At 41.1% G+C, this 26,247-nt stretch carries 21 protein-coding genes; 11 read left to right on the forward strand and 10 right to left on the reverse strand.

What is annotated here, in order from left to right:
- The first annotated feature begins 978 nt into the window (after window positions 1-978).
- Window positions 979-2,370: a SpoIIE family protein phosphatase gene (locus tag H6G41_RS26795; protein WP_190750310.1), complete on the forward strand. Its 1,392-nt coding sequence runs from the start codon at window positions 979-981 to the stop codon at window positions 2,368-2,370.
- 120 nt (window positions 2,371-2,490) lie between these two features.
- On the opposite strand, the gene H6G41_RS26800 is transcribed toward H6G41_RS26795, so the two are convergent.
- Complete coding sequence (locus H6G41_RS26800) at window positions 2,491-3,129, reverse strand: hypothetical protein (RefSeq protein WP_306790451.1); 639 nt, start codon at window positions 3,127-3,129, stop codon at window positions 2,491-2,493.
- 154 nt (window positions 3,130-3,283) lie between these two features.
- Here H6G41_RS26800 and psbP point away from each other — a divergent pair, with 154 nt between their 5' ends.
- Window positions 3,284-3,829, forward strand: coding sequence for a photosystem II reaction center PsbP (psbP, locus tag H6G41_RS26805; RefSeq protein ID WP_190750312.1), 546 nt, complete (start codon window positions 3,284-3,286; stop codon window positions 3,827-3,829).
- 170 nt (window positions 3,830-3,999) lie between these two features.
- Window positions 4,000-4,593 carry a nucleoside triphosphate pyrophosphatase gene (locus tag H6G41_RS26810; RefSeq protein WP_190750314.1) on the forward strand — a complete coding sequence of 198 codons (594 nt, stop codon included), beginning with the start codon at window positions 4,000-4,002 and terminating at the stop codon, window positions 4,591-4,593.
- Window positions 4,594-4,610: 17 nt separating this feature from the next.
- Here the strand turns inward: H6G41_RS26810 and H6G41_RS26815 are convergent, their stop codons facing one another.
- A complete protein-coding gene (locus H6G41_RS26815) occupies window positions 4,611-4,868 on the reverse strand; it encodes a hypothetical protein (RefSeq protein ID WP_096644543.1) in 258 nt (85 codons plus the stop codon).
- A gap of 442 nt (window positions 4,869-5,310) precedes the next feature.
- Entirely contained in the window at window positions 5,311-5,529 is a 219-nt protein-coding gene (locus H6G41_RS26820) for a hypothetical protein (protein ID WP_190750316.1), read from the reverse strand.
- Between the two features lie 245 nt (window positions 5,530-5,774).
- Between H6G41_RS26820 and H6G41_RS26825 the strand changes: the two genes are divergently transcribed.
- The 3 genes from H6G41_RS26825 (at window position 5,775) to H6G41_RS26835 (ending at window position 9,567) form a co-directional block, all read left to right on the forward strand.
- Entirely contained in the window at window positions 5,775-7,193 is a 1,419-nt protein-coding gene (locus H6G41_RS26825) for an HlyD family efflux transporter periplasmic adaptor subunit (protein WP_190750318.1), read from the forward strand.
- A gap of 293 nt (window positions 7,194-7,486) precedes the next feature.
- Entirely contained in the window at window positions 7,487-8,683 is a 1,197-nt protein-coding gene (gene devC / locus H6G41_RS26830) for an ABC transporter permease DevC (RefSeq protein ID WP_190750320.1), read from the forward strand.
- A 167-nt stretch (window positions 8,684-8,850) separates the two neighbouring features.
- Window positions 8,851-9,567, forward strand: coding sequence for a DevA family ABC transporter ATP-binding protein (locus H6G41_RS26835; protein WP_190750322.1), 717 nt, complete (start codon window positions 8,851-8,853; stop codon window positions 9,565-9,567).
- 175 nt (window positions 9,568-9,742) lie between these two features.
- Here the strand turns inward: H6G41_RS26835 and H6G41_RS26840 are convergent, their stop codons facing one another.
- Window positions 9,743-10,558 carry a hypothetical protein gene (locus H6G41_RS26840; RefSeq protein WP_190750324.1) on the reverse strand — a complete coding sequence of 272 codons (816 nt, stop codon included), beginning with the start codon at window positions 10,556-10,558 and terminating at the stop codon, window positions 9,743-9,745.
- A 105-nt stretch (window positions 10,559-10,663) separates the two neighbouring features.
- Here H6G41_RS26840 and H6G41_RS26845 point away from each other — a divergent pair, with 105 nt between their 5' ends.
- On the forward strand, window positions 10,664-11,476 hold the full coding sequence (locus H6G41_RS26845) for an HAD family hydrolase (protein WP_190750326.1): 813 nt from the start codon (window positions 10,664-10,666) through the stop codon (window positions 11,474-11,476).
- A gap of 207 nt (window positions 11,477-11,683) precedes the next feature.
- Here the strand turns inward: H6G41_RS26845 and clpB are convergent, their stop codons facing one another.
- Together clpB and gloA are read right to left on the reverse strand one after the other, a co-directional pair.
- Window positions 11,684-14,350 (reverse strand): ATP-dependent chaperone ClpB, encoded by a 2,667-nt coding sequence (gene clpB, locus H6G41_RS26850; protein ID WP_190750328.1) that lies wholly within the window; start codon window positions 14,348-14,350, stop codon window positions 11,684-11,686.
- Window positions 14,351-15,057: 707 nt separating this feature from the next.
- A complete protein-coding gene (gene gloA, locus H6G41_RS26855) occupies window positions 15,058-15,489 on the reverse strand; it encodes a lactoylglutathione lyase (protein WP_190750350.1) in 432 nt (143 codons plus the stop codon).
- A gap of 297 nt (window positions 15,490-15,786) precedes the next feature.
- On the opposite strand from gloA, the gene eno reads away from it, so the two are divergent.
- Complete coding sequence (gene eno, locus H6G41_RS26860) at window positions 15,787-17,076, forward strand: phosphopyruvate hydratase (protein ID WP_190750331.1); 1,290 nt, start codon at window positions 15,787-15,789, stop codon at window positions 17,074-17,076.
- Between the two features lie 112 nt (window positions 17,077-17,188).
- On the opposite strand, the gene argC is transcribed toward eno, so the two are convergent.
- Entirely contained in the window at window positions 17,189-18,247 is a 1,059-nt protein-coding gene (argC, locus tag H6G41_RS26865; protein ID WP_190750333.1) for an N-acetyl-gamma-glutamyl-phosphate reductase, read from the reverse strand.
- Between the two features lie 468 nt (window positions 18,248-18,715).
- Between argC and ribBA the strand changes: the two genes are divergently transcribed.
- The gene (gene ribBA / locus H6G41_RS26870; protein WP_190750335.1) at window positions 18,716-20,521 is read left to right on the forward strand and encodes a bifunctional 3,4-dihydroxy-2-butanone-4-phosphate synthase/GTP cyclohydrolase II; all 1,806 of its coding nucleotides are present in this window, start codon (window positions 18,716-18,718) and stop codon (window positions 20,519-20,521) included.
- A 218-nt stretch (window positions 20,522-20,739) separates the two neighbouring features.
- Here ribBA and H6G41_RS26875 read toward each other — a convergent pair whose 3' ends face one another.
- Both H6G41_RS26875 and H6G41_RS26880 read right to left on the reverse strand, forming a co-directional pair.
- Complete coding sequence (locus H6G41_RS26875) at window positions 20,740-21,594, reverse strand: peptidoglycan recognition family protein (protein WP_190750337.1); 855 nt, start codon at window positions 21,592-21,594, stop codon at window positions 20,740-20,742.
- 267 nt (window positions 21,595-21,861) lie between these two features.
- Window positions 21,862-22,566 (reverse strand): diacylglycerol/polyprenol kinase family protein, encoded by a 705-nt coding sequence (locus H6G41_RS26880; protein WP_190750351.1) that lies wholly within the window; start codon window positions 22,564-22,566, stop codon window positions 21,862-21,864.
- A 62-nt stretch (window positions 22,567-22,628) separates the two neighbouring features.
- On the opposite strand from H6G41_RS26880, the gene yidD reads away from it, so the two are divergent.
- Both yidD and H6G41_RS26890 read left to right on the forward strand, forming a co-directional pair.
- Window positions 22,629-22,868, forward strand: coding sequence for a membrane protein insertion efficiency factor YidD (yidD, locus tag H6G41_RS26885; protein ID WP_190750339.1), 240 nt, complete (start codon window positions 22,629-22,631; stop codon window positions 22,866-22,868).
- Window positions 22,869-22,990: 122 nt separating this feature from the next.
- The gene (locus H6G41_RS26890) at window positions 22,991-23,707 is read left to right on the forward strand and encodes a M15 family metallopeptidase (RefSeq protein ID WP_190750341.1); all 717 of its coding nucleotides are present in this window, start codon (window positions 22,991-22,993) and stop codon (window positions 23,705-23,707) included.
- Between the two features lie 65 nt (window positions 23,708-23,772).
- On the opposite strand, the gene H6G41_RS26895 is transcribed toward H6G41_RS26890, so the two are convergent.
- Window positions 23,773-26,055: an FUSC family protein gene (locus H6G41_RS26895; RefSeq protein ID WP_190750343.1), complete on the reverse strand. Its 2,283-nt coding sequence runs from the start codon at window positions 26,053-26,055 to the stop codon at window positions 23,773-23,775.
- Between the last annotated feature and the right edge of the window lie 192 nt (window positions 26,056-26,247).

A 26,247-nucleotide genomic window follows, 5' to 3' on the forward strand; every position in this document is an offset into this window, starting at 1 on the left:
CGGTTATTAACACACTTAGTAGGTGTCGAATTTTGGCGAAGGTATTTAATAAATGATGAGAAAAAGCTTAATTCCGGGGATAAAAATTTTTTTACACAGATTGGACTACTTTTGCTAGAATTCTACTCTAATACTGCATTTTTAACTCTTTAATAAAGGAGTTACTCCAAGATTACAGTATAATTTTCGTCCAGAAAGCTTTGTAGATCTCCCTGTGGTGCTATTTTTCAGAGCGGCTTGTCGCAAATATTGTTGTCTGCATGAATATTCTCTGTAGAAAAATTAAGCTTGTAAAATATGTTTATTAAACTACAAAATTCTGCATAACCTCCTAGTGTTAGATGTCATGAGTTATTCTCAGTATGTTAGTGGTCAAGACCTGATGCGATGGATTTTGCACTCAACTTTGTCCTGAGTGCAAACTGTTAAAAAGTAGGGTGATGAATCTTAACTAAAACAGGGTATAAACCCACCACCATCAGCAATGTCTGAAACTGTCGTCAAGAGGTAATTACGAATGGGAAATTTTCTCCAAGCGTATCGATGTACATCGTTGAAATCGGTGTATTCTCAATGGTATCCATAACTTTTGAGAGTACCTCATACCCCTAGACCCTCAGACCCCTCACCCCGATAAATCAAGTCAACAACGTAATATATTATTTTCCTGATGAAGGATTTTTCAGCCGCAAGAGATATAACTGAGTAAATAAGTTATGAAAAAATCATAATTTTCCTAATCTCTGGCAGAAATTGCTGAATTTGACCTAGTAGTTTCTCTGTGAGAATACATTTTTTAAAATTACTATCTTTAGTAAGAGATTAAATCAGCAAATGCAATACTCATATAATTCCGGTCGTACGTCTTTCTACTCTTGCTAAAATGATAAATCTTATCCCAATATGGTTTAGCAATCCCAAAAGCAAGAGATTAATCAGTAATCGAAAGTTTGCCTATCTAAAAATGCAATAGAAACTGTGCCTGTGTCTCAACTGCCCTCTCAACCCACTGACAGTAATAGTAGTGCTGCAACGGATGTGACTCCAGTCGTAGCCCTAAAAGAACTTGTGTCAAGGCTGCACCGGGAACAGAACAAAATTCAGGATTTGTTAAGTTCTTTAGGATTTGCCCTCAGAAGTTTCAACAATTTAAATCAATTTTTGGAATTGATTCCCCTGATGGCAACTAGAGTTACAGATGGGGATGGTAGCGCCCTATTTCTCTATAAACCTAACGGTCAAGTCAGATTAGAACAATTGCACTGGCAAGATAGCGGACAGCGCAAAAATATTCGTAAAGCCCTAGAAACAGCTACCAGTCAAATTACACTTTTGCCAAATACTGCTCCTCTTGCTAATGCCACAGGGATTTTAGACGATCAAATGCATCGTTATTTAGGACCAGATGTACAAATATTTGGCACTGCTATTTTGGTAAAACATACAGAAAGGGGATGGTTATATGTTTTAAGTCGCGATCCGGAATATAGTTGGACAGAAACTAGACAAAAATTAGTCCGGTTAGTGGCAGATCAAACCGCAGTAGCGATTGAAAATGATGAATTAGCAGTAGAACTTAGGAAAAAAGAACGCTTAGATCAAGAATTAGAAATTGGTGCAGAAATTCAACGGCGACTTTTACCCCGCCAATGTCCGATTGTACCCGGTGCAGTATTAGCAGCAAGATGTAAACCAGCTAATCGTGTAGGTGGAGATTATTACGATTTTATTCCCACAAACCAAAATCAGAATAGTCTCCATAACAAAAGTTGTTTAGAAACCGGGCCTTTGGGTTTAGTAATTGGGGATGTGATGGGTAAAGGTGTACCCGCTGGGTTAATTATGACCATGATGCGGGGAATGTTAAGAGGAGAAGTATTGCATGGTAATTCTCCTTCTAAGATTCTGCAAAATTTAAATCGAGTCATGTTTGCGGATTTAGAAAATTCCCACCGCTTTGTGACGCTATTTTACTCAGAATATAATCCGCAGACGCGAATTTTATCTTATAGTAATGCTGCCCATAATCCACCTTTGTGGTGGCACGCAGCGACAAAAACTGTCACCAGATTAGATACTCTGGGAATGTTAATTGGTTTAGATGCCAATAGCCAATATGAAGATGCCCAGGCACAATTAGAACCTGGGGATACAGTGATTTATTATACAGATGGCTTAACTGATGCCGCAGCAGCAGGTGGCGATCGCTTTGACGAAGAAAACTTTGTTTCTAGCTTTAGCGCTGCTTGTCGATATTGCGATGGCCCAGAGGAAATTGTTGATTACTTATTTGATCAAGTACAGCAATTCATCGGTGATGAAAAACAAAACACCGATGATATGACACTTGTGGTTTTACAGATTCAGTAGTTAATGGATAATTTCAGTCAAAGTTAAATTAGCTGGATCAATCAGCTATGATGCTCAATTTTGGTTTTCATCAGATTCAGATTAGAGTATTACCCTGTAGGGTAATTTTTTCATCAGCCATTAGTGAGCAATTATTCCTAGCCAATGGGGATAAGCATAAGAATGTGCGATCGCTAATTGGGAATATTGGTAAGTCTGGAATACATGGCTGGCTGTAGCTTTAAGATTCTCCAATATCCGGCTATCTTCGCCAAAAGCTTCAAAAGCCAAACTCCACCAAGCATTTTCTCGAAGCGTCAAATTAGTTATTTCTATACTGCAACCGTTATCTATACGTTCATTCGTGGCGACAGCTGCTACTGAACAATCCGCGAAAACTTGAAAAAGCTGAGAATAGCGAACTTTCTGCACAATCACCCATACAGGATTACCTAAAACCATCTCAGGCTGAAAACTTTCTCCTTGAGAATCTTTACATAGCCATTTACCCCATTTTTCAGCCTTACCTGTAACTAATTCGCCCAAATCCATCACAGCAAGTTCTGCTTGTCGCCATTTTACTTCTAGCCTTCCCTGTCTTAGCTTAATTCCCAGATAATCACATCCAGGCGAATAAAGATAAACATCTTCCCGTGCTTCTGGAGATTTTAAAGGGTCTATTAGACAATTTTGCTGGAACCAAAGTTGAATATTTTCTGGGATATAGCCTGGATAAAACCAGCGTAATTCATTACTGATAAGCATAAGGTCATTATTCATTGGTTATTTGTCCTCCTTGTCCCCCTAATTCCCCCATTCCCAAAAATAACCATATAACTAGCACCTGACGTTATTTAACAGAGTCCCGGTTGATGGGACAATGAGAAATTGTGCTTGCTTTGTTTTGCTTCCAGTCCAAAGGAATTTATAAAAAATGTGGAAACGAATCGCATTAATGTTGCTATTGGTATTGAGTTTCAGCCTAAGTAATCCTGGTATAGCAGCGGCGGCTGGATTTAAAAGCTTCGTAAACACTGAGAATGGCTATGAGTTCTCATATCCTAACGGCTGGGTGCAAGTGAAAGTTGCTAACGGCCCTGATGTAGTGTTCCACGATTTAATACAAGTTAGTGAAAATGTCTCGGTAGTGATTAGCCCCGTTCCTGAAGGTGAAACTTTAGCACAACTGGGAACACCAACAGAAGTTGGGTATAAATTAGGTAAGGCTGCTCTGGCTCCCCCAGACTCTGGTCGTACAGCGGAATTAGTCAATGCTTTTGAACGAGAATTGAATGGTAAGGCTTACTATTTCCTAGAGTATTTGGTGAAATTACCAAATAAGCAAGAGCGACACAACATTGCTAGTGTTGCTGTTAGTCGAGGTAAACTGTTTACTTTTAATGCTTCAATTCCCGAAAAACGTTGGCAGAAACTGAAATCTGCTATGGAAGAGGTTGTAAGTTCGTTTTTAGTTTATTAAATAGTAATTGGGCATTGGGCATTGGGCATTGAAAAAAATTTTGGATTTTGGATTTTAGATTTTAGATTGGAATCCAAAATCGCAAATCTAAAATCTAAAATTCTCCCTGCCCCTAGCCCCTCAATGGCACCTTTAATTCATCATTAATAATTGATAATTCATAATTCTGTATGACAAGTCCCCAGTTTGTACTTGCTTCTGCTTCGCCAGCACGACGACGTTTATTGCAAAGTGTTGGGATTGAACCAATAGTGTACCCTAGCGATTTTGATGAATCGCAAATTCAATTAGATGATCCCGATCGCTTGGTGCAAACTCTTGCGCAATGCAAAGCGGAAACTGTAATTCCCCAGTTTGAATCAGCTTTGATTATGGGTTGTGATTCGGTTTTGGCTGTGAATGGTCAAATTCATGGTAAACCAGCTAACCCTCAAGAAGCGATCGCCCGTTGGCAGATTATGCAAGGTAATTTTGGCGACTTGTACACTGGGCATACCTTAATAGACTTGACGCAAAACCGCACTGTCACTAAATGTCAGGTAACTAGAGTTTACTTCGCGCAAATGAGCGATCGCGATATTCAAGCTTACGTAGCGACAGGCGAACCCCTCAAATGTGCTGGAGCTTTTGCGCTGGAAGGTTTCGGTAGTTTATTTGTCGAAAAAATTTCTGGTTGTCATAGCAACGTCATCGGTCTTAGCTTACCCCTGCTGCGCCACATGCTTGCAGAACTAGGGTATAACGTAGTGGACTTTTGGCAATAATCACAAATGACAAATGACTAATAACTAAACTCCCCTGAATGAAGGATTACTTCCCCATGATCGGGAATCCAGGCTACCCACTCATCATCCGAAACCTGACACAATAAAAGCGCTTCATCAAAACTATATGGATTGGGAAATTGCAGCAACTTCACCCAACGAGAAGTTGCTAGCCTCTGTGGTAGCCGCTTGATGCTGCAAGAGTGAGTGGTAACATCCAGATTCCGCCTTCTGAATTGTGTTGCAAAATGTGGTCTGTGAGAATCTAGTTTCATGACTAATGGGTCAATATCAAATTATTTCTGTAACTAAGGATACAAAATAAATAATACTATTGAAAAGTAGCCGTTTGATAACTTTACATAAGTTCATTTTTTCCACCTCCCTGATTCTCCTGACTTGTCCCCTTTATCCCCCTTATTCCCCTCATTCGCCATCTGTAGGTTCTGTTACGTTTTCCCGTAACTGATGAATGTAGAATTCAATTAAGCAAAGTTTGATGGAGTGATTCAAAAACAGTCAATAACCTAACTGCGTAGGGTGCGTCAATCCTAGAGATTGAGAATGTAGCAGATGTATTATTTCCTGACACATCCTACAAATGGGGTATTTTTTTCAATTTTCATTACCTAAGTTAAAAACACTAGATCAACTAAGTCTTTGGATATCTACATCAAAGAAAAGTTAGTTGTCTTTGTTAATTAAAGCTAATACAGTTTATTTAGCGGAGAAACTGTAAATTTCAGCTTTGTCAAACTCTACAAGATTATCAAAAAAATCAAAGCATCTATCACAACGATAAAAACTGCTAAAGTCTAGAGATTTTTGCAAATACAATACACTTTCAATATCACAGAATATGTCACGATAATTGGTAATTGGTAATTCGTAATTGCTACCTTCAGCAATGACTTTCTTAGTCAGTACTTTAGTCATTTAGCATTGAAGTACTAAAGCGCTCACTACAAACCTATAAAAATTAATGCGCTAGAGAAAAATTCGACTAAGCGTAATAGTAATTATTGGAAAATCGCCTACAGATTTACACCTTAAACCCTGGATTCTGTGCGAATTATATAATTACGAATTACGTAGACGCAAAGCGGCTTCTCGAAGGGTATTACGAATTACACTTTGCTTTTCCTTCCATCAGCACAATTCAGATAAGCGGGCAATATATCATGTCAAGGGTGACTGAAAGGCCAAAGCTCACGGAGCAGTCAGTTGAGCAACCTAAAATTTGGTGGAGTATTGCTGTAGCCCTACCAATAGTAATAGCTGCTGGGGTACTGGGTACAGCCAAAGTCGAACAATTAAGAAAGTTAGCTTCCTCTGTATCCATCAGACCGATGAGTAACAGTATTACTGCTGTTGGTCATTTAGAACCACAAAGCGAAGTAATTAAATTATCTGCGCCAATGGGGGGGATGCAAGCGGCGTCGCGAATACAAAGACTCTTGATTCAAGAAGGCGATAAAGTCAAGCAAGGTCAAGTAGTGGCGATTTTAGATAACCACGACACCCAAACAGCAGTACTAGAAGAAGCAAAAGCAAAATTGCAGGAATCCCGTGCTAATTTAGCACAAGTAAGAGCCGGCTCACCCAGAGATATTCAAGCCCAAAATTCTGTAATTGCACGTTTAGAAGCTCAGTTACGTGGTGAAAGGGACGCACAGCAAGCCACGATCGCACGGATTGCGGCGCAATTAAGTGGCGAAAAAATGGCTCAACAAGCCATGATTAATCGCTTAGAAGCTGAACTGAGCGGACAAAAAGATACTTTAAGAGCCACCCTCACCCGCATACAAGCTGAACAGCGTAACGCGCAAGTTGATGCGCAACGCTATGAGATGTTGTATAAAGAAGGTGCTATTTCCCAACAAGAACGAGATCGAAGACGCTTAAGTGCAATCACCAGCAATCAGCAAGTAGTGGAAAGCCAAGCGACTTTCAAGCAAACTGTTGCAACTTTACGCCAACAAATAGCAGAAGCGAGAGCAAACCTGGTTAAAACTTTATCCACCTTACAGCAGCAATTAATAGAAGCTAAAGTTAACCGCGATAAAACCGTAGCTACCTTACAAAGACAAATCGACGAAGAACGAGCCAAATTTAAAAGACTACTAGAAGTTAGTCCGGCTGATGTGCAGATGGCGCAAGCGCAAGTGAGTAATGCGATCGCAATGGTGAGAAAAGCCGAAGCCGAACTCAAATTAAGCTATGTTAGAGCGCCGATTAATGGTGAAATATTAAAAATTCACACCAAGTCAGGAGAAGCCATCAATCAAATGGGAATTGCTGAACTTGGACAAACCGATCAAATGATTGTAATTGCTGAAGTACCTGAAGATTCTATTAGTAGAGTGCGCCTCGGTCAAAATGTGACTGTTAGTAGTGACAATGGAGCTTTTACTACTGAATTAAGGGGAACAGTCACAGAAATTGGCAGAAAAATTGGCAAGAAAGATGTGCTGAATACAGATCCAGCGGCTGATGTAGATGCCAGAGTTGTAGAGGTAAAAGTCGCCTTAACGCCAGAAGATAGTACAAAAGTTTCTGGTTTAACCTATGCAAAAGTTGTTGTAGAAATTAATAACTAATACTTTTTGTAATTTGTCATTTGTCATGAATAAGGCTTCAACTGGGCATTTAAATAAATTGCCCATTGTACATTTATGAATCCCTAAATGAAAAGGTAATTACAAATTATGAATTAATTAATTAGTTAGTTAGTTAGGCACAAAATTATACATTTGAAAAGCTCAAACCCTTGTCATTGCGATGGACGAAGCAATCGCAATACATATTTAATTTTGCACAACCACTTACGAATTACGTAGGTGCAAGCCTTCCCGCAGGGTATTACGAATTACGAATTACGAATTATTGGTCAATGATTAAACAACTAATTAATAGTATTTTTCAATTTTCCAATCCCAATAAAAAAATTCCTTTATCATGGCTGCAATTAACAAGGGAAAAAACTCGTTTAGCCGTGGCTCTGGCAGGTATTGGCTTTGCTGATATCTTAATGTTTATGCAACTTGGGTTTCGAGATGCTTTGTATTACAGTAACGTTCGCTTCCATACAAGTTTGCAGGGTGACATTATTTTAATTAATAGCCAATCTAATGCTGTACTGTCGATGAAAAGTTTTTCTCAAAGACGGTTATATAAAGCTTTAGATTTACCAACAGTACAATCAGTACATGGTATATATTTAGATTATACAAGTTGGAAAAATCCGGAAACAGGACGCCCTCGGAGCATCCTGATATTTGGGTTTAATCCGGAAGTTAACTTATTTAATTTACCAGGAATTCAAGAAAATTTAGAACAGTTAAAATTGCCTGATGTCGTTTTATATGACCGTTCTTCTCGATTAGAGTACGGGCCAATTGCGGCAAATATTGATGCAGGTAAAACAGTAACCGCAGAAGTACGGCGACGGCGAATTAAAGTAGCTGGATTATTTACTTTAGGCGCATCGTTTGGAGCCGATGGTAATCTCATTACTAGTGATGTTAATTTCTTAAGAATATTCAGCAACCGTCAACGGGGTTTAATTGATATTGGCGTAATCAAATTAAAACCTGGTACAAATGTAACTGCTGTGGTTCAGGATTTAAGAAATTATATACCTAAAGATATTAATGTTTTAACTAAACAAGAGTTTATCGACTTTGAGCGTAATTATTGGGCTACAAGTACTGCGATCGGCTTTATTTTTACTTTGGGTACAATTATGGGTTTTATTGTAGGTACTGTAATTGTTTACCAAATACTTTATACAGAGGTGGCAGATCATCTAGCTGAATATGCAACTTTAAAGGCGATAGGATATACACAAAATTATTTGTTAACTGTGATTTTACAAGAAGCACTAATATTGGCTTTGATTGGTTATTTACCAGGGTTTATCTTTGCTTTGTTTATGTATAAAACGGCAAGAGAAGCAACTTTATTGCCAGTATTTATGAGTTTAGACCGTGCGGTATTGGTGCTGTTTTTAACTATATTCATGTGTTTTATTTCCGGAGCAATTGCTGTGCGTAAATTGCGATCGGCAGATCCGGCAGACATATTCTAAATAATATTAAGTAGCTAGTAATACTATTTTTATATTTTAAAAAATCAAAAATAAAATAATCATAAATGCTCAATACATCTGAAAAAGAATATTTTATTATTAATAAGTAGTAATTTGTTTTACAAAAGCTATAGCTAGGAAAAAACTAAATTCTAGGTAATCAATTTATGGTCAACTCAGAGCCTGTAATTGCTATTAAAACTCTCAATCATTACTATGGTAAAGGTGTACTCAAGAGACAAATTTTGTTTGACATCAACCTAGAAATTTATCCTGGTGAAATTGTAATTATGACTGGCCCTTCAGGTTCAGGAAAAACGACATTACTGAGCTTAATTGGTGGTTTACGGTCTGTACAAGAAGGTAGTCTGAAGTTTTTAGGTACAGAATTATATGGTGCTAGCCAAAACAAATTAGTGCAAGTCCGGCGCAAAATCGGTTATATCTTTCAGGCGCATAATTTGTTGGGTTTTTTAACCGCCAGACAAAACGTGCAAATGGCGGTAGAGTTGAATGACGAGATTGCTCAAAGTCAAGCGATCGCCAAATCAGAAGCGATGCTCAAAGCAGTGGGCTTACAAGAAAGAATTAATTACTATCCAGATAACCTGTCTGGGGGTCAAAAACAAAGGATTGCGATCGCTAGGGCTTTGGTGAACCATCCACCCCTAGTACTAGCAGACGAACCCACAGCAGCTTTAGACAAGCAATCTGGACGTGATGTGGTAGAAATCATGCAGAGTCTTGCCAAAGAGCAAGGAACCTCTATTTTGTTGGTAACTCACGATAACCGGATTTTGGATATAGCCGATCGCATTGTGGAAATGGAAGATGGTCTGTTAACCCGTGATTCCCAAGGTATGGTGAGAAATCATCACTCGTAAATAACTCATACATAATGGTAGATCTGCACCCTACAATCCTAATACCACTTCGCAAAATTCAAAACTTGTACCGAGCTTGTCGCAGTATTCAAAATTCAAAATTCCAATAGCTATACAGCGTTGGCATTTCCTTGGTTTAAATGGGTAATTTATGTACGCTGTGGTGTACCAGTAATTATTTAGCAGAACCTGATTGTTTAATGACAGACTCCTGCAAATTTTTCTGAGCATTAGCTTGGCGGCTAGTACGAAATGTCACATTCACTCCTTCATTTGATTGTTCGAGTACTAACAGCGGAGTAGGCTTAGCCTTTTGATCCCACTGCATATGAGCAACCCGCCCTTGAATTGTTGGTTGCCAAGTATCTTCATCGTCGGAGGGACTTAGGTAAGTTTCAATACAATCAATAATTTGACTAATAGTGGCAGAAGTCGCTTGTGTGGGTAACTTCATTAACCTAATCTGAATCCGAAATAGTACTCGCTTAGCAATGTTAGGTGGAGTACCAGTTTCATACTCAACATCAAAAATTTCGTCCACCTGGCGTCCTGTATTACTGGCAATTCCTACCATTCCCTGTTGAGACTGATTGGGGCGCAAAGCTTGAGAAATTTTTTCTTTAACTTTGATTTTAATTTGATTAACGATCGCAAAATGAAATACCTCTTCTGACATCCGCATCCGCAGATAGTCTAAGTTAAAGTCCCGTGAGTTAACCAAATCGGGATTTGTTTCCATTTTGCGAATGGTATCCAGTGCTAATTTAAACTTTTTTTCTAGCTCCCGCGTCCGGAATTGTTCAAATTTCAGCTTTTTCTCCAGCTGAGTCATCAAGATTTTGCCATAAACAATCACAGCAATTAATGCTAGAGTTAATCCGCCAGTACCTACAATTAATATGGGTATTATTCCTGAATTATTAGCGGGTACTTCCTGCACAGCCTTTTTAGGCTTTGGCGATTGCGCCACCATAAATATCAAATTTGACATAGCTAGCAAATAGAAAAACTTCATTCCTGATGTTTAGGATGCCCAAATTTAGCCTGTCATTTTGCGGTATTATTACTGTTTTTTACAGCTTTTCTGAAATCGTATATGTACAGACACCTTAACCCGGCTGGTGAAGGTTTGATAAATACCGTACCCTTGTCTCAAACTGACTTAATTTGCTGGCACAATATTCGACTGGTTGCTACAGACATGGATGGTACTTTAACCAGTCAAGGAAAATTTACAAATCAATTGCTGCAAGCTTTAGAAAATTTAGCAACAGCAGGAATTAAAGTGTTAATTGTTACTGGACGTTCTGCGGGTTGGGTCAGTGGAATCAGTAGTTTAATGCCAGTAGTGGGTGCTGTAGCAGAAAACGGTGGCCTTTTTTACCGTGCTGGAAGCGATCGCTCAATTCCCTTAACACCAATTTCTGATTTAGCTAGCCATCGTCAGCAATTAGCTGCGGTTTTTCGGGAATTACAAACCACATTTCCCCAAATCCAAGAATCTGCTGATAATCGCTTTCGCATCACTGACTGGACTTTTGATGTAGCTGGTTTAACTCCCAGTGAAATCCAAACTCTCAGCCATCTTTGCCATGATCTGAGTTGGGGATTTACTTACAGTAACGTGCAATGTCACATCAAACCCCAAACCCAAGATAAAGCTACTGGATTGTTACAGATATTGCAGCAATATTGGCCGGAATATTCATTAGAAAAAGTTGTTACAGTCGGCGATAGTCCGAATGATGAAAGTTTATTTAATCGCGATTATTTTCCCTTGTCTGTAGGTGTAGCCAATGTATTGGCATATATTGATAAATTAAAGTATCAGCCTGCTTATGTGACTGATGCAGCAGAAGGAGAAGGATTTTGTGAATTATCTCGCTATATTTTGCAAGCTGCAAATTAGTTTGTACTCAGAAATTCAGCCTTGAATTGTGACGACTTGACAATATCATCTCTTCACTCTGTGTCCTCTGTAAACTCTGTGGTTAGATAAATTATTTTCAACCACAGAGTTCACAAAGAGCGTAGAGAACAAATTAACACTCTCACCACTAAACGCTTCGCGCATTTCTACGCATATACAAACGCTTTTGGACTTTGGACAAAACGCTTAAATATCAGCCGACGGTTCTAACAACTGAACAGTAGTTTGTGCTGCTACTTTCACTGTGGCTTTTTTATTAAAAGTTAATCCAGTTTCACCTTTGTCAATCACAATTGTGTCTCCAGAAATAAAGGTATTTTCTAATAACTTAGTAGCGATAGGATTTTCAATTTCCCGCTGAATTGCTCGTTTTAGAGGACGCGCACCATAAACGGGATCGTAACCTGTTTCTACTAAATAGTCACAAGCAGCAGCAGAAATTTCAAAAGAGATTTTTTGTTCTTTGAGGAGATTTTCTACACGCTTAAGTTGAATATAGATGATATTCCGCATTTCTGAACGACTGAGGGTATGGAAGATCACAGGTTCATCCACACGATTCACAAATTCTGGGCGGAAGTGCGATCGCAAGGCTTCTGTTACCCGCTTTTGCATCATTTCATACTTGGAGTCATCACCAGATACATCGAGGATGTGTTCGCTACCGATGTTACTGGTCATAACAATCACAGTGTTGCGAAAATCTACTGTTCTGCCTTGGGAATCAGTAATTCTCCCATCATCTAATACTTGCAATAAAATATTAAATACATCGGGGTGGGCTTTTTCGACTTCATCCAATAAGACGACAGAGTAGGGATGACGACGAACCGCTTCGGAAAGTTGACCGCCTTCCTCATAGCCCACATATCCTGGAGGCGCACCTACCAACCGAGAAACCGAGTGCTTTTCCATATACTCGGACATATCCAAGCGGATTAAAGCATCATCAGAATCAAAGATAAACTGGGCTAGAGCACGGGCGAGTTCGGTTTTACCTACACCTGTAGGCCCCATGAACAAAAATGAACCAATAGGGCGATTAGGGTCTTTCATTCCCGCCCTAGCACGGCGAATCGCTGCTGCTACGGCTGTTACCGCTTCTTGTTGACCAATAACTCGTTGATGTAAATGATGTTCAAGTTGCAGTAATTTCTGCCTCTCTGACTCCATCAGGCGATTTACGGGAATTCCTGTCCATTTAGCGACAATTTCGGCAATATCAGCTTCTGTCACTTGCTCTCGCAGCAGGGTAGCACCGGTACTTTGAATTTTTAACAGTTGTGCTTCTTTGGCTTCGCGATCGCGCTGTACTCCTTCTAATTTGCCATACTTCAATTGAGCAGCTTTATTTAGGTCATAATCTCGTTCGGCTTGCTCAATTTGTACCCGTAAAGCGTCTTCTTCTTTCTTTAAAGCACTAATTGCTTCCAATAGCTGCTTTTCACCTTGCCATTGATCGTTAAATTTTTGCTGTTTAACTGTCAAGGTGCTAATTTCTTCTTCAATTCGCTGCAAACGTTCCTTGGTTTGCGGCGTACCTTTATCTTCCCCAGCCAATGACAGCTTTTCCATTTCTAGCTGCATCAGGCGACGGTCGATAGTTTCCAATTCCGCCGGTTTGGATGTAATCTCCATTTTCAACTGGGCGGCGGCTTCATCTACTAAGTCAATGGCTTTATCGGGTAAAAAGCGATCAGCAATATAACGCGCTGACAGCGTGGCTGCGGCGACTAGAGCGGAATCAGAAATTTTGACGTTGTGATGCACTTCATAACGTTCTTTCAACCCCCGCAAGATGGAAATTGTATTTTCTACAGTGGGTTGATCGACAAATACCTGCTGAAACCGCCGTTCTAAAGCTGCATCTTTCTCAATGTGTTTGCGGAACTCATCTAAGGTAGTCGCCCCAATGCAGCGCAACTCGCCCCGCGCCAGCATAGGTTTAAGTAAATTCCCTGCATCCATTGACCCTTGTTGATTGGAACCCGCACCTACAACAGTGTGCAGTTCATCAATAAATAAAACGATTTGCCCGTTTGATTCCGTAACTTCCCGGAGAACGGCTTTGAGGCGGTCTTCAAATTCACCTCGGTATTTAGCACCAGCAATTAAACTACCAATATCGAGAGAAATTAGCTGACGGTTTTTTAGCGATTCGGGAACGTCACCGTTTACCATGCGTTGGGCTAAAGCTTCCGCGATCGCAGTTTTTCCAACTCCCGGTTCGCCAATTAATACGGGATTATTCTTACTACGGCGCGATAATACCTGAATTACCCGGCGAATCTCATCATCGCGCCCAATTACTGGGTCAAGCTTGCCTAATTTTGCTTGTTCTGTCAAATCTCTGCCAAATTTTTGCAAAGCTTCATAGCGAGACTCTGGGTTTTGATCCGTAACTTTTTGACTACCACGCACAGTTTTTGTCACCGCTTCTAGCTTACTAATATCTAAATTAAAGCCTTTCAGGAGTCGCCGCCCAATCCGCTCATCTTCAGCAAAAGCCAGCAATATATGTTCTACAGAAATAAAGCCATCTTTCATCCTGACGCGATTTTCTTCAGCACGATCGAGGAGAACATCTAAACTACGTCCTAAGTACAGTTGATCGCTTTTACCCACTCTCGGTTGTTTTTTGGTAAAAGCTTCCAGTTGCTCTTGTAAGCGAATCGGATCGACCTCAGAGCGGGCGAGAATACGTATTGCTAAACTAGTAGGTTCTTCTAAAAGGGCAATAATTAAATGTTCAACATCTAGCTGCTGTTGTTGATAAGCACGGACTATATCCTGAGATTTGACAATTGCTTCCCAGGCTTTATCAGTAAATTTATTCGGATCTGTAGGTTGCATCTTGAGAATTTTGTGGTGGAGATTTCAAATTTAGGAGCCACTGTCAGATTGATCGGGCTGACATGAAGTGGCGAACTTTACTTTAATAAATTGGCGATTAGGGAGGAATAAACACACAAAAAGCGCAATATATAGCGATGTATTTACTGCCTGAGAAAAGGGGCTAGGGGCTAGAAACTAGGGACTAGGGACTAGGGTTGTGGATTTAATGCAAATGACAAGTGCTATATCCTACTTCATATCAAATATCGAAACATTATTGCCATGTATTAGCGTGTATCTGAAGTTGCAATTTAAACTTAGTAATTGATTGTAATGCAACACATTACCTATTTTGTGAGATCCTCCTATAAGTCATGCTATCGCATACAGTTTAGCTTTCCCAACGACTCTAACTATTGCTGAAAATACTCAAGAGGCTCTCAAAAATAATCAACATTGGATTTGTTAATCAATTTTCAGATGAGTTTGTTAACAGATAAATCTGCTACTTCCATAAGATGGAGATTACTGAACAAACAGCTATTTATGCTATGAGTTTGTTTGTGGAAGTAAGAAGTAATAGAAATTACTTCTCAATCATTATGGGCGATCGCAATGCCTGAATCTGCGAGTCTTGACTGAAAATCAGATAACTCAGACAATAAATTTTTAGCCCCAGGCATTGCTTCACCCTTAACTGTGCGATCTGAATTATTTTTCGATAATTACTGCGTCACCAATGTTTGTGATTCCTGTTTTGTCTCGCTTCCCTGAGTACCCAATTGAATCAGTTCAACCTTATACCCATCTGGATCTTCCACAAATGCAATTACGGTAGTACCGTGCTTCATTGGGCCTGGTTCCCGCACTACCTTACCGCCACGTTTTTTAATTTCTTCACAGGTTCCATAAATATCATCTACGCCAAGGGCAATATGACCATAGGCATTACCTAAATCATACTTTTCCACTCCCCAGTTGTAAGTTAGTTCGAGAACTGTATGGTCACTTTCGTCGCCATAGCCGACAAAAGCTAAAGTAAATTTTCCATCTGGATAATCTTTTCGTCGCAGTAATTTCATTCCGAGGACTTCACTGTAGAATTTCAAAGACTCTTCAAGATTGCCCACCCGTAGCATTGTATGAAGTAAGCGCATCATTAAACTCCTGATTAGTTCTTTACTGATTTTAATTTGCTACCCAGGGACAAGGGGATGAGGCAGGAGAGCAGGGAGCAGGGAGCAGGGGAGAAAAACTCACTCAATGCCCCATGCCCCATGCCCCATACCCTATGCCCAATTGTCAATCAGTTGACGTAATCACCGGAAATATTCTTTAATCTCAGCCTACAGCGTCACGTAAACGCCTATGCTAGCGATTGGATAAATGACTGTACTGTTTGCGATCGCTTAACGGACGCACTTCTAAACAAGGAAACAAAGGATCAACCACACATGAGTACAATTCTTGATTCTGCCATTGAGGCAATTGTTGCCCGTGAAATTCTCGATTCACGCGGTAGACCTACAGTTGAAGCCGAAGTCCATTTGCTCAACGGTGCTGTGGGGCTAGCACAAGTTCCTAGTGGAGCCTCTACCGGCACTTTTGAAGCCCACGAACTACGGGATCAGGATAAAAGCCGTTATGGAGGTAAAGGCGTACTCAAAGCAGTGCAAAATGTCCAGGAGGTACTGGCACCAAAGTTATTAAACTTGGATGTGCTAAACCAAGAACTCCTCGACCGAACAATGATCGCCCTCGATGGTTCGGCAAATAAATCCAGTTTGGGTGCAAATGCAATTTTGGCAGTTTCTCTCGCCGCCGCCAAAGCTGGTGCTGAATCCCTGGGAATTCCCTTATATCGCTATTTGGGCGGGCCTTTAGCGAATTTGCTGCCAGTACCATTGATGAACGTGATTAACGGTGGTGCCCACGCAGCAAACAACGTGGATTTTCAAGAGTTTATGATTGTCCCTGTTGGCGCTTCTTCTTTCAAAGAAGCTTTGCGCTGGGGTGCGGAAGTATTTGCAACCCTGAGCCAGGTATTGGATGAGAAAGGTTTACTAACTGGTGTAGGCGATGAAGGCGGCTTTGCACCCAACTTAGAATCGAATCAGGTAGCCTTAGAATTGCTAGTTGCTGCCATTGAGAAAGCAGGTTACAAGCCCGGAGAACAAGTAGCCTTAGCTTTAGATGTAGCCGCTAGCGAATTTTACAAAAATGGGCAGTATGTTTACGATGGTAAACCCCACGCACCCACAGAATTTATTGACTATTTAGCCCAGTTAGTTAGCCAATACCCCATTGTCTCCATTGAAGACGGCTTACATGAAGAAGATTGGCAGAGTTGGCAATTGCTCACCCAGAAGTTAGGTTCCCAGGTGCAATTGGTAGGTGATGACTTATTTGTAACTAACGCTACCCGCTTACAAAAAGGCATTGAACAAAAAGCTGGCAACGCCATTTTGATTAAACTCAATCAAATTGGTTCTTTGACCGAGACTTTGGAAACAATTGACCTCGCTACCCGCAACGGTTTCCGCTCAGTAATTAGCCATAGATCTGGTGAAACCGAAGACACCACCATCGCGGATTTAGCAGTTGCTACCCGTGCCGGTCAAATTAAAACAGGTTCTTTATGTCGTAGCGAAAGAGTTGCCAAATACAATCGCCTGTTGCGCATTGAAGATGAATTAGGCGATCGCGCCCTATATGCCGGTACAGTTGGCTTAGGGCCGAAGTAGGGGCTAGGGGCAGGGAGAATTTTAGATTTTAGATTTGCGATTTTGGATTCCAATCTAAAATCTAAAATCCAAAATCCAAAATTTTTTTCAATGCCCCATGCCCAATGCCCCATTACGGATAAAACCCCAACTTAGGCAACCCTAAGGTTTCATCCCAACCCATCATGATGTTTAAACACTGAATCGCTTGACCCGCTTGCCCTTTAATTAGGTTATCGATTGCTGACATCACAATCACGCGCCTGGTACGCGGGTCAACTTCTATACCGATGTAACAGAGATTGCTGCCGCTTGCCCACTTAGTCTGCGGGTAGACGCCGCTTTCACAGATTTTAACCCAGGGAGCATTACGGTAAAAGGCATTATAAATTGTTACCATATCATCCCTGACAAGACCGGGATCGCGGAGTGTGGCATATACAGTAGCTAAAATTCCCCGCACCATTGGAATGAGATGGGGTGTAAATTGGACTGTTAGCTCATGTCCTGCCAAATCGCTACAAATTTGCTCAATTTCTGGGGTATGGCGATGACGAGCAACTCCATATGCAGCGAGGGAGTTATCTGCCTCCGCTAAGAGCATATTCATTTTGGCTTGTCGTCCCCCGCCAGAGGTACCAGATTTAGCGTCGATGATGGCGGTTTCGGGCACAATTAAGCCCTGCTTTAAGAGTGGTGAAAGTGCTAGGAGACTAGCTGTGGGATAGCAGCCAGGACAGCCAACAAGTTGTGCTTCGGCAATGCGATCGCGATAAAGTTCTGGTAATCCGTAGACTGCTGAAGCTGCTATTTTTTGATCGCTTCTTTCTGTACCATACCAAGTGGTATAGGTTGCCAAATTTGTAAATCGGTAATCGGCACTGAGATCCAGTACTTTAATCCCTTTTTCTATCAGTTTTGGCGTAATTTGGCAAGCCAGACCATTTGGTAAAGATAAAAATACTGCTTCACAGCGCTGGGCGATAATTTCTGGATCTACCGCTTCGATTGGCAGGTTAACTGCATGAGCCAGATGGGGGTAGAGATCTGCAAAGGGTTTACCTGCACTACTCTCACCGCCTAAGTAAACTAGTTCGAGTTCTGGATGATCCATTAATAAGCGAACTAACTGTACTCCGCCATAGCCTGACGCGCCAACAATTCCAACTGGTACGCGTCCATTTTTGCCCATAATGATGAAATCCTTATCCGCTTTTGTTTAATTAGTTCTTAGCTATCAACTGATTGGTGACCAGATACGCAATGCGTAATTAGCCACGGACTTGAGCCAGAGTATTGATGGCTCCACACTTAATAGCAATGAGATTCTATGGTCTCACCAAAAGTCAGTTTTTGCGTTTTTTCTTCCCAGGGGTGGGAGTAGCAACTGCCCACTGACTTAAGTAAATAAGAAATCAAAGATGGTGAAAATCTCATATTCACACAATCCCACACCTTTTATTGGTGGCATGAGCTTGACAGTATACTCCCGTTAAAGGCCTATTACTGCTGCATTTGAGTAATAAACCTTAATTTTAGAGCAGAAATTTTATCCATGTTATCGATTCATTGCCAATGTACTTCTATGCCTAATAAACGAGCTACAATCTAAAAGAAGAAATTGTAAAAAAAATTTACTTTTGGTAGCTGGAATTACTCTGTGTCAAAGCCTAAGACTAAACAGCAGTCACAAGCCACTCCTTTAAACTCTAGCGACCAGAGCGCTGGAATCGCTCCGCTAGAGCAAACTTTCGATCGCTCGCCTGAGTCGGAAAATGATGGCGCAGTCTCAGACCATAACGGTACTAGTTCATCTTTTAAGTTTGATTCCATTGACGCGGCTTTAGCGGATTTAAAAGCCGGTCGGGTGATCGTCGTGGTAGATGACGAAAATCGCGAAAACGAAGGCGATCTAATTTGTGCCGCCCAATTTGCAACACCGGATACAATCAATTTCATGGCGGTGGAAGCTAGGGGATTGATTTGTTTGGCAATGACAGGCGATCGCCTCGATGAATTAGACTTACCGTTAATGGTGAGCAAGCTTACTGATACTAACCAGACAGCTTTTACCGTCAGCATTGACGCTGGGCCTCACTTGGGCGTCAGTACCGGGATCTCCGCCGACGACCGCGCCCGGACTATTCAAGTAGCCCTTAACCCAGCCACCAAACCTTTAGATTTACGTCGTCCCGGCCATATTTTCCCCATCCGTGCTAAAGAGGGTGGCGTACTCAAACGTGCGGGACATACAGAAGCGGCTGTAGACTTATCTCGATTAGCAGGGTTATATCCAGCTGGGGTTATTTGTGAAATCCAAAACCCCGATGGTTCAATGGCGCGGTTACCCCAGCTCATTGAGTATGCTCGCAGTCACAATCTGAAAATTATTAGTATTGCTGACTTAATTAGTTATCGCCTCCAGCACGATCGCTTAGTTACCCGCGAAAGCATTGCTGAGTTACCTACCCAGTTCGGTCACTTTAAAATCTATGCTTACCGCCACACCCTCGATAATTGCGAACACGTAGCCATTGTCAAGGGCGATCCCGCCAGCTTCAAAGACCAGGAAGTGATGGTGCGGATGCACTCAGAATGTTTAACGGGTGACGCTTTAGGTTCTTTGCGCTGCGACTGTCGAATGCAATTGCAAGCTGCATTAAAGATGATTGAAGCGGCTGGACAAGGTGTTGTCGTATACCTGCGTCAAGAAGGGCGAGGAATTGGTTTAATTAACAAACTCAAAGCCTATTCCTTACAAGATATGGGTTTGGATACAGTAGAAGCCAACGAACGCTTAGGATTTGCGGCTGACCTGCGAGATTATGGTATGGGTGCGCAAATGCTCATGGATTTGGGTATCAAAAAAATCCGCTTGATTACCAATAATCCCCGGAAAATTGCGGGCGTTAAAGGCTATGGTTTGGAAGTAGTCGATCGCGTTCCGTTATTGATTGAGGCTAATGACTACAATTCTTACTACCTAGCCACCAAAGCACAGAAACTAGGTCACATGCTGCTGCAAACTTATTTAGTCACAGTAGCAATTCATTGGCAAGACGATCCCGAATCAGTGACGCAACGCTATGAACGCCTAGAAAAAATTCGCAATTTGGCAAAAAATCATCACTTATTGCTACAAGAAGAAGCGCGACCATTAGCGATCGCTCTTTTTGATAAACCATCCTTAACAGTACACTTAGGTTTTGACCAACCGAAAGTAGCTGCTAGCGATTGGTATCAGCAAAAAAATCATCCTTATCTCCAAGCAATCGGGCAAATTCTCGACCATTTAGTGAGTTTACCGGAAATCCAAAAACTCGAATTCCTGATTTCTGTCGGTAACGATCCGCTAACCAACCTACAAGTTCAACTAGATCGCCAGACCTTTGCAGATGGTACAGTACCCTCGGCAATTTGCGATCGCTTAGAAACTCAGCAAATCTATAGCTTTAGTAATTCGTAATTATTAAATACAAGATACCCGAATAGTTAATAATTCAGGTATCTCAAGTCTATTGATTTTTATTCATCAAATAAGACATTTTTAACCTGAACAAAAATTCTCTTCTTCTCTCTGTGTCACGCCAGTTGCTACAACGCGGGGAACCCGCGCAACGCACTGGCTCCTCTGCGCCTCTGTGGTTCAATAAAATATCTTGTCTAATAATTACGAATTATCAATTACGAAATACTTTGACGGTAATTATGAAGTAAATAGAAGAACTTATTAAAATCAAAACTGAGCGGGTCAACTCTTTGTCCTGAAAGGTCTACAGCTTGATGAGTTGTGATGCGATCGTCAGGAACTTGACTTTGAGCAATTAACCAAGCCAGAGAATAATATTGTGCATCCGTGTAGCCACTGTGCGATTGGATGCGATTATTTCCCCAAGCTTCTGGCGGTGTTTCTAACGAAACATGATAGGCAAAATTATTCACCGATGCTGGTAAGTTCGGGTTAGTCTTCACAGTTTCCAAACCATCAGTTCCCTGAAATACCGAATTACCTGCACCAAAAGCGCGCTTTTCAGGTGGGATGAGATAAACTACCGTCCCATCTCGCCTAATTAAAGTGTGATAACTAGCTTGGATATTTTCGTTATCATGAGGTGTTTGAAAAAAGTTAATTGCGCTTGAGGCAGAATTACTAGTTTCATGTAGCACTATAATCGGCTGATTGCGTACTACAGTACCATAAATATCTTTGGCGTATCTTTCACCGTAGTTACTTGGATTTACAGGTCGGACTTCATACCGAGGTTTATATTTAGTAAAAGCTGCTGTGGTCTTATATCTAGCTAGAGGCGGACTTTTCTTCACCCGTGATTTCAGCAAATCCTTTTGGGAATCAAGCTCCTGAGTCTTTGCTGATTGTAATTGTGCTTTGGGATACTCACTCCACGATGTAATCTGTGACATTGCGGTGGCGGTATCGTTCTGTGGTTTGGTGGATTTTCCAGCAAACAGCGCCAAAATTAGAGTGGCGAACAATAGGCAAATTAGCATGACCTTAGTAGCCCATTCTCTAAATCTCATTTTTTTATACTTATAAAACAGCTAATAGTAATTTTAATATCTTCAATTTAGGGAAAACTAGGTTACTAGTATACTTGTTAAACTTCCGTAATTTTGTTAAGCCAGGGTGATATTGTTTTTGAGTCAGGATTTTAGAGAGTGGCTGAGTACAGCTTTACATAAAATTGTGGCTGATTGAGGGTGGAAATTTAAACGCATAGGCTCGCAAAGGTAAGCGCGGAGGTACGCAGAGAATGAGGTAAGAGTTAATAAAATGTTGTATTTAGATTAGAAGACCAATTGCTCAACTAATAGAAAAGCTAAAGCCGCACTCCCTAGAGGAACGGTTAAATTATCAATACCTAACAGGGAAACGGCTTCTAAAGCTGTAGCCACAACTGCTACTAACAGAGATATTACCCAAGTTTGCCAAATATTCCCTTGGACACCCAGCAAAATTAAACTACTGACAATATAACTAACGAGGGTCATTGTCAAAGAACCTTCCCAGCTTTTTTGGGAGCCAAAAACCTTATATTTATGTTTACCAAAGCGCTGACCAATTAAAGCCGCTAATCCATCTCCCCATGTCATCACCAAAATACCTAATGCTGCATATTGGGGTTGTTGCAAATACCAAAAGCAAGCAATGAGAATACCAAAACTGACAGAGTAAAAAAATGTCCCCAGACTTTGACGCCCAACACTATTAATTCCTGGGAGAATCGGCAAGCGGTAGGACAATAAGGTGACGGCGCTGGCTAAAATTGAAGCTGTAATGCCAAGACTGGCAGGAATATTTAACCACCAAGCCAGTAAAATCACATTACCAGTGCCAATATGCACTATCTTGCGGACAATTTCTGGATCTTTATGGGCGAGGCGATTAACTCCCCAGGCGATCGCTAAAATAAATAACACCCAAACCGCAACGATGGCAATTTGTAGCCATAAAGGAGAAATTGAGTCTAAAGCAGGAAAAGTATTCACCAAAGATATTACTAGCAAGAAAAATTTCGGTCTTTATTTCTACTTTATTAGATTTGGTTGCCGCTATGAAAATAATATTGATTTGGCTGATTCAGGGCTACAGAATGTTTATTTCACCCTTATTTCCCCCAACTTGTCGCTTTCAGCCGACTTGTTCTATGTACACTATCCAAGCAATTGAGAGATTTGGTGCTGTACGGGGTTCGTGGATGGGAATTCGCCGCATCTTACGCTGTCATCCCTTTCATCCCGGTGGTTACGATCCAGTACCAGAGGTGGTTGAAAAAACCAAAGATTGCTGCTGATGTTTTATTTGATGAATTTTGATTTGTTTCTAGATCCCTGACTTTTTCTAAAAGTCGGGGATCTAACTAATCTAACTAGTACTCTCAATCTAAAATCTAAAATCTAAAATCTAAAATTGCCAATGAGACCCTATCATCAGATAGAAATCTGCGAATGTGGTGAACCGTTAGTAGAGATTCCTTTAAAATTATTTGCTGTGGAATCTCCCCATCCTTATGAAAAATTAGGCGCACCTTATGGGGTACATTCTCCCTATTATTTACGGCAGACTGTGGTAGAAAATTTAATTCAAGCGCAAAAGCATTTACAATTACTGCGTCCTCATTGGTACATTCAAATATTTGATGCTTATCGCCCGGTAGCTGTGCAGCAGTTTATGGTCGATTATAGTTTTGCACAAGCCTTAAATGAGAGGGGATTGACTGAAGCGGAGTTATCGCCAACCCAACGCCAAGAAATCTGGGAATTAGTTTATCAAATTTGGGCGGCTCCTAGCTTAGATGAAAAAACGCCCCCACCTCATAGTACAGGTGCAGCCATAGATGTGACCCTGGTAAACGAGCAAGGACAAATTGTTGATATGGGTTCGCCGATTGATGAAATGTCAGCGCGATCGCTTCCTGATTACTATGCTAATAATCAAGATCCACAAGCACAGCAGTATCATACGCATCGTCAGTTATTACACAATGTCATGTTAAAAGCTGGTTTTCAACGCAACCCTAGAGAATGGTGGCATTTTTCTTTTGGCGATCAAATGTGGGCTTGGTTATCTAATCAATCCAACCCAGAAAATTCTTTTAAAGCTTGCTATGGGCGGCTGAAAATAGATGCCTAATATTAGAAATTAAAAATCAATGTTTCTCTTCTGTGCTTCTGCACTCTGCCTTTGTTCACTGATAATTATTTTTGCAAAAGCGCGATCGCACAATGCATAATTTTAATTTCATTGACAATCCGCTCTAACTCTGTGGATAGGGTAGTTTGTTCGCGCACGGCTTGTAATGTGGGGGTTACAGCATGAGGATTTGTGGCTATTTCTGATATCCGCACTGTATGTAGCTGTTCAATTTCATTGTGAATTGCTTCAAGATAAATATCCAATTCTGGTAATGGTTGCGGTGGCTGTTGCTGTTGCAGTGCTTGGGCTAAGTTCTCTAAAACTTGGATAATCGCATCGGCTAATCGCCTAAGTTCAGTAAATTGATAATCGCCGCTAAATTCTCGCAGATGTTCGCCTAAAGTTGTCACTGAACTGAAAAAGGCGCGAATGTAAATCATCAGCGTCATTACAGGTTCAACTTCGCCCTGAACGTGACGGGGTTCGCCAAATAATCTTTGCGCCGCCGCCTCAGCGTTGGCGTTCTCCAGTGCTGCTTGATGGCGTAGGGTGTTAATAGAATTATCAGCAGCTTGTCGGGAATTGAGATAATTGGCAATGACTTGTTGAAAGTAGACAAGATTTGCACGTATGGTTTTTTCTAATTGGCTGGGGAGTTGCTGACGTTCCCAACTAGGAAAAAGCAGATAACTACCCAGCAGTACTAATATTCCCCCAGCGAGGGTATCAACAATCCGCAATACTCCAATTTGCCAGCCACCTGTACTAATAACATTCAGTAACAGAATGATTACAGGAGTCTGCATCATGGTAAATAGGCTGTAGCTTAACGATCGCACTGACATCGCCGTAAACATCAACAGCAAAATCCAAATTGCGATCGCTAAAGGATTCTTGATCAGCACAACCAGAGCAATACCAATTATCCCACCAATAAATGTACCAAGGACACGTTGCACTGTTGTCTGGGTAGTTCCGCCAAAATTCGGTTTAAGTGCAACTATAGCCGTTAGCGTTACCCAATAGCCTGTGGGAAATTGCAATATTGAGGCTACTAATTCGGCAATTGTGGTAATTAATGCTAGGCGTAAGGCGTGACGAAACAAAACTGAATCAAAATTAAGATTATCCCGCAGCGTATTTATCCAAGAAAAGCCCTCTGATGGCTGTGGAGGCGAAATTTCCCGGCAAATGTGGCTATGGCGTTTTCCTGTACTCAAATTAGCTACAATCTCAGCATCGCTATGAAGCTGTTGAGTCAGCTTTGTCAGACTAGTTGCAATCTTCCGCAAGTTAACTAAATCCGCATATTCATCTGTGTGCAGATCGTTTGTCCGATTAACAACTTGACTGCGCAATATTAACCATTGATGTTCTAATGCTTCAATCTTTCTATCCAAATCTCCCAGGTGAACTGAACTTCTACCTTTAACAATTGCTGTTGATAAAGTTTGCATTGCAATTGCTAACTCTGCCATTACTTGCCAAATTTCCGGCTGTAACCCAGAAAATAACGGACTTGGGGAAGCGATCGCCAATAATTCTACCTCAGCCACCACAGAATTAATAATTTGGTTGGCATCCTCAATTAAAATTAGTAACTGATTGCCCCGTAAATTCACGGTTTTTTGTCTAGTCCACACAGATGCCCAATTATTCCGCGCATCACTTAAATCTTGTGTCACAGTATCCTGCGCTTGCAAAAATTGTTTTGTCCAATTTTGCATATCTTCCGGATTTAACACTCTCTGGCTAGCTAATTCCACGAATTTACTCAATGAGAGGTAACATTTAGCAACAGACTCCATCACAGGTGTGTAAGGACGTATCGCCCACAACCCTAAAGACAGCACCATTGCCCAAATTCCACCAGCTAGAGATAACAAACATTGCCATAACACAGCAGATAAATCGGGAAATGAAGCAAATTTTGCCAGCGCCACCACATACATAATCGAAATTACCAAGCTGACAGAAGCCGCCACACTGCCAAACAGCCCCGCTAAACCTGCAAGAAAGATGACAATGAATGTTGTGGGAAGTGCTAACCAAAGATTGCTGCTGACTAAATTGGCTAACAGGAACGCTACAGTTACCCCAATAGTTGCAGCTATCATCGCCGTGGCTTTTTGACGATAAGCACCGCCCACATCCACCATATTCACAAACATCGCCGCCATAACTGCGATCGCACTAGCTGCACCATGACCGGTTATAATTCCCACGGCAATCGGAACACCTAGCGCCAAAATAGCCCGCAATCCGTAGACAAATGCTGGCTTACCTGGCTTGAGTTGAAACTGCTGTAACAGCCAACTAAGACAACCTAGATATGTAGATGGCATTATTTAAGCTGAGGATTGTGGGAAACAAGTAAAGCGCGATCGCTTCTTAGAGAATTGTACTTATTGGAAGAAGGCAGAAGCTAAGAAAAGTTGGTTCTTTAGTACTTGTTATGCTAAACTAACAATCAAAATGCCAGTTTAACAAGCATCTAATTCGGAAGTTTTCAAAGTTTCTAAATCCATAAGCCGAGC

This window comes from Tolypothrix sp. FACHB-123, from assembly GCF_014697075.1.
In the GTDB taxonomy this organism is placed as follows: Bacteria; Cyanobacteriota; Cyanobacteriia; order Cyanobacteriales; family Nostocaceae; genus Aulosira.

Excerpts from the sequence above, each read along its gene's own strand:
- H6G41_RS26800 (WP_306790451.1), bottom strand. The coding sequence starts at position 3,129 with ATGAATAATGACCTTATGCTTATCAGTAATGAATTACGCTGGTTTTAT.
- psbP (WP_190750312.1), top strand. The coding sequence starts at position 3,284 with ATGTGGAAACGAATCGCATTAATGTTGCTATTGGTATTGAGTTTCAGC.
- H6G41_RS26810 (WP_190750314.1), top strand. The coding sequence starts at position 4,000 with ATGACAAGTCCCCAGTTTGTACTTGCTTCTGCTTCGCCAGCACGACGA.
- H6G41_RS26815 (WP_096644543.1), bottom strand. The coding sequence starts at position 4,868 with ATGAAACTAGATTCTCACAGACCACATTTTGCAACACAATTCAGAAGG.
- H6G41_RS26820 (WP_190750316.1), bottom strand. The coding sequence starts at position 5,529 with ATGACTAAAGTACTGACTAAGAAAGTCATTGCTGAAGGTAGCAATTAC.
- H6G41_RS26825 (WP_190750318.1), top strand. The coding sequence starts at position 5,775 with ATGTCAAGGGTGACTGAAAGGCCAAAGCTCACGGAGCAGTCAGTTGAG.
- devC (WP_190750320.1), top strand. The coding sequence starts at position 7,487 with ATGATTAAACAACTAATTAATAGTATTTTTCAATTTTCCAATCCCAAT.
- H6G41_RS26835 (WP_190750322.1), top strand. The coding sequence starts at position 8,851 with ATGGTCAACTCAGAGCCTGTAATTGCTATTAAAACTCTCAATCATTAC.
- H6G41_RS26840 (WP_190750324.1), bottom strand. The coding sequence starts at position 10,558 with ATGTCAAATTTGATATTTATGGTGGCGCAATCGCCAAAGCCTAAAAAG.
- H6G41_RS26845 (WP_190750326.1), top strand. The coding sequence starts at position 10,664 with ATGTACAGACACCTTAACCCGGCTGGTGAAGGTTTGATAAATACCGTA.
- clpB (WP_190750328.1), bottom strand. The coding sequence starts at position 14,350 with ATGCAACCTACAGATCCGAATAAATTTACTGATAAAGCCTGGGAAGCA.
- gloA (WP_190750350.1), bottom strand. The coding sequence starts at position 15,489 with ATGCGCTTACTTCATACAATGCTACGGGTGGGCAATCTTGAAGAGTCT.
- eno (WP_190750331.1), top strand. The coding sequence starts at position 15,787 with ATGAGTACAATTCTTGATTCTGCCATTGAGGCAATTGTTGCCCGTGAA.
- argC (WP_190750333.1), bottom strand. The coding sequence starts at position 18,247 with ATGGGCAAAAATGGACGCGTACCAGTTGGAATTGTTGGCGCGTCAGGC.
- H6G41_RS26875 (WP_190750337.1), bottom strand. The coding sequence starts at position 21,594 with ATGAGATTTAGAGAATGGGCTACTAAGGTCATGCTAATTTGCCTATTG.
- yidD (WP_190750339.1), top strand. The coding sequence starts at position 22,629 with ATGAAAATAATATTGATTTGGCTGATTCAGGGCTACAGAATGTTTATT.
- H6G41_RS26890 (WP_190750341.1), top strand. The coding sequence starts at position 22,991 with ATGAGACCCTATCATCAGATAGAAATCTGCGAATGTGGTGAACCGTTA.
- H6G41_RS26895 (WP_190750343.1), bottom strand. The coding sequence starts at position 26,055 with ATGCCATCTACATATCTAGGTTGTCTTAGTTGGCTGTTACAGCAGTTT.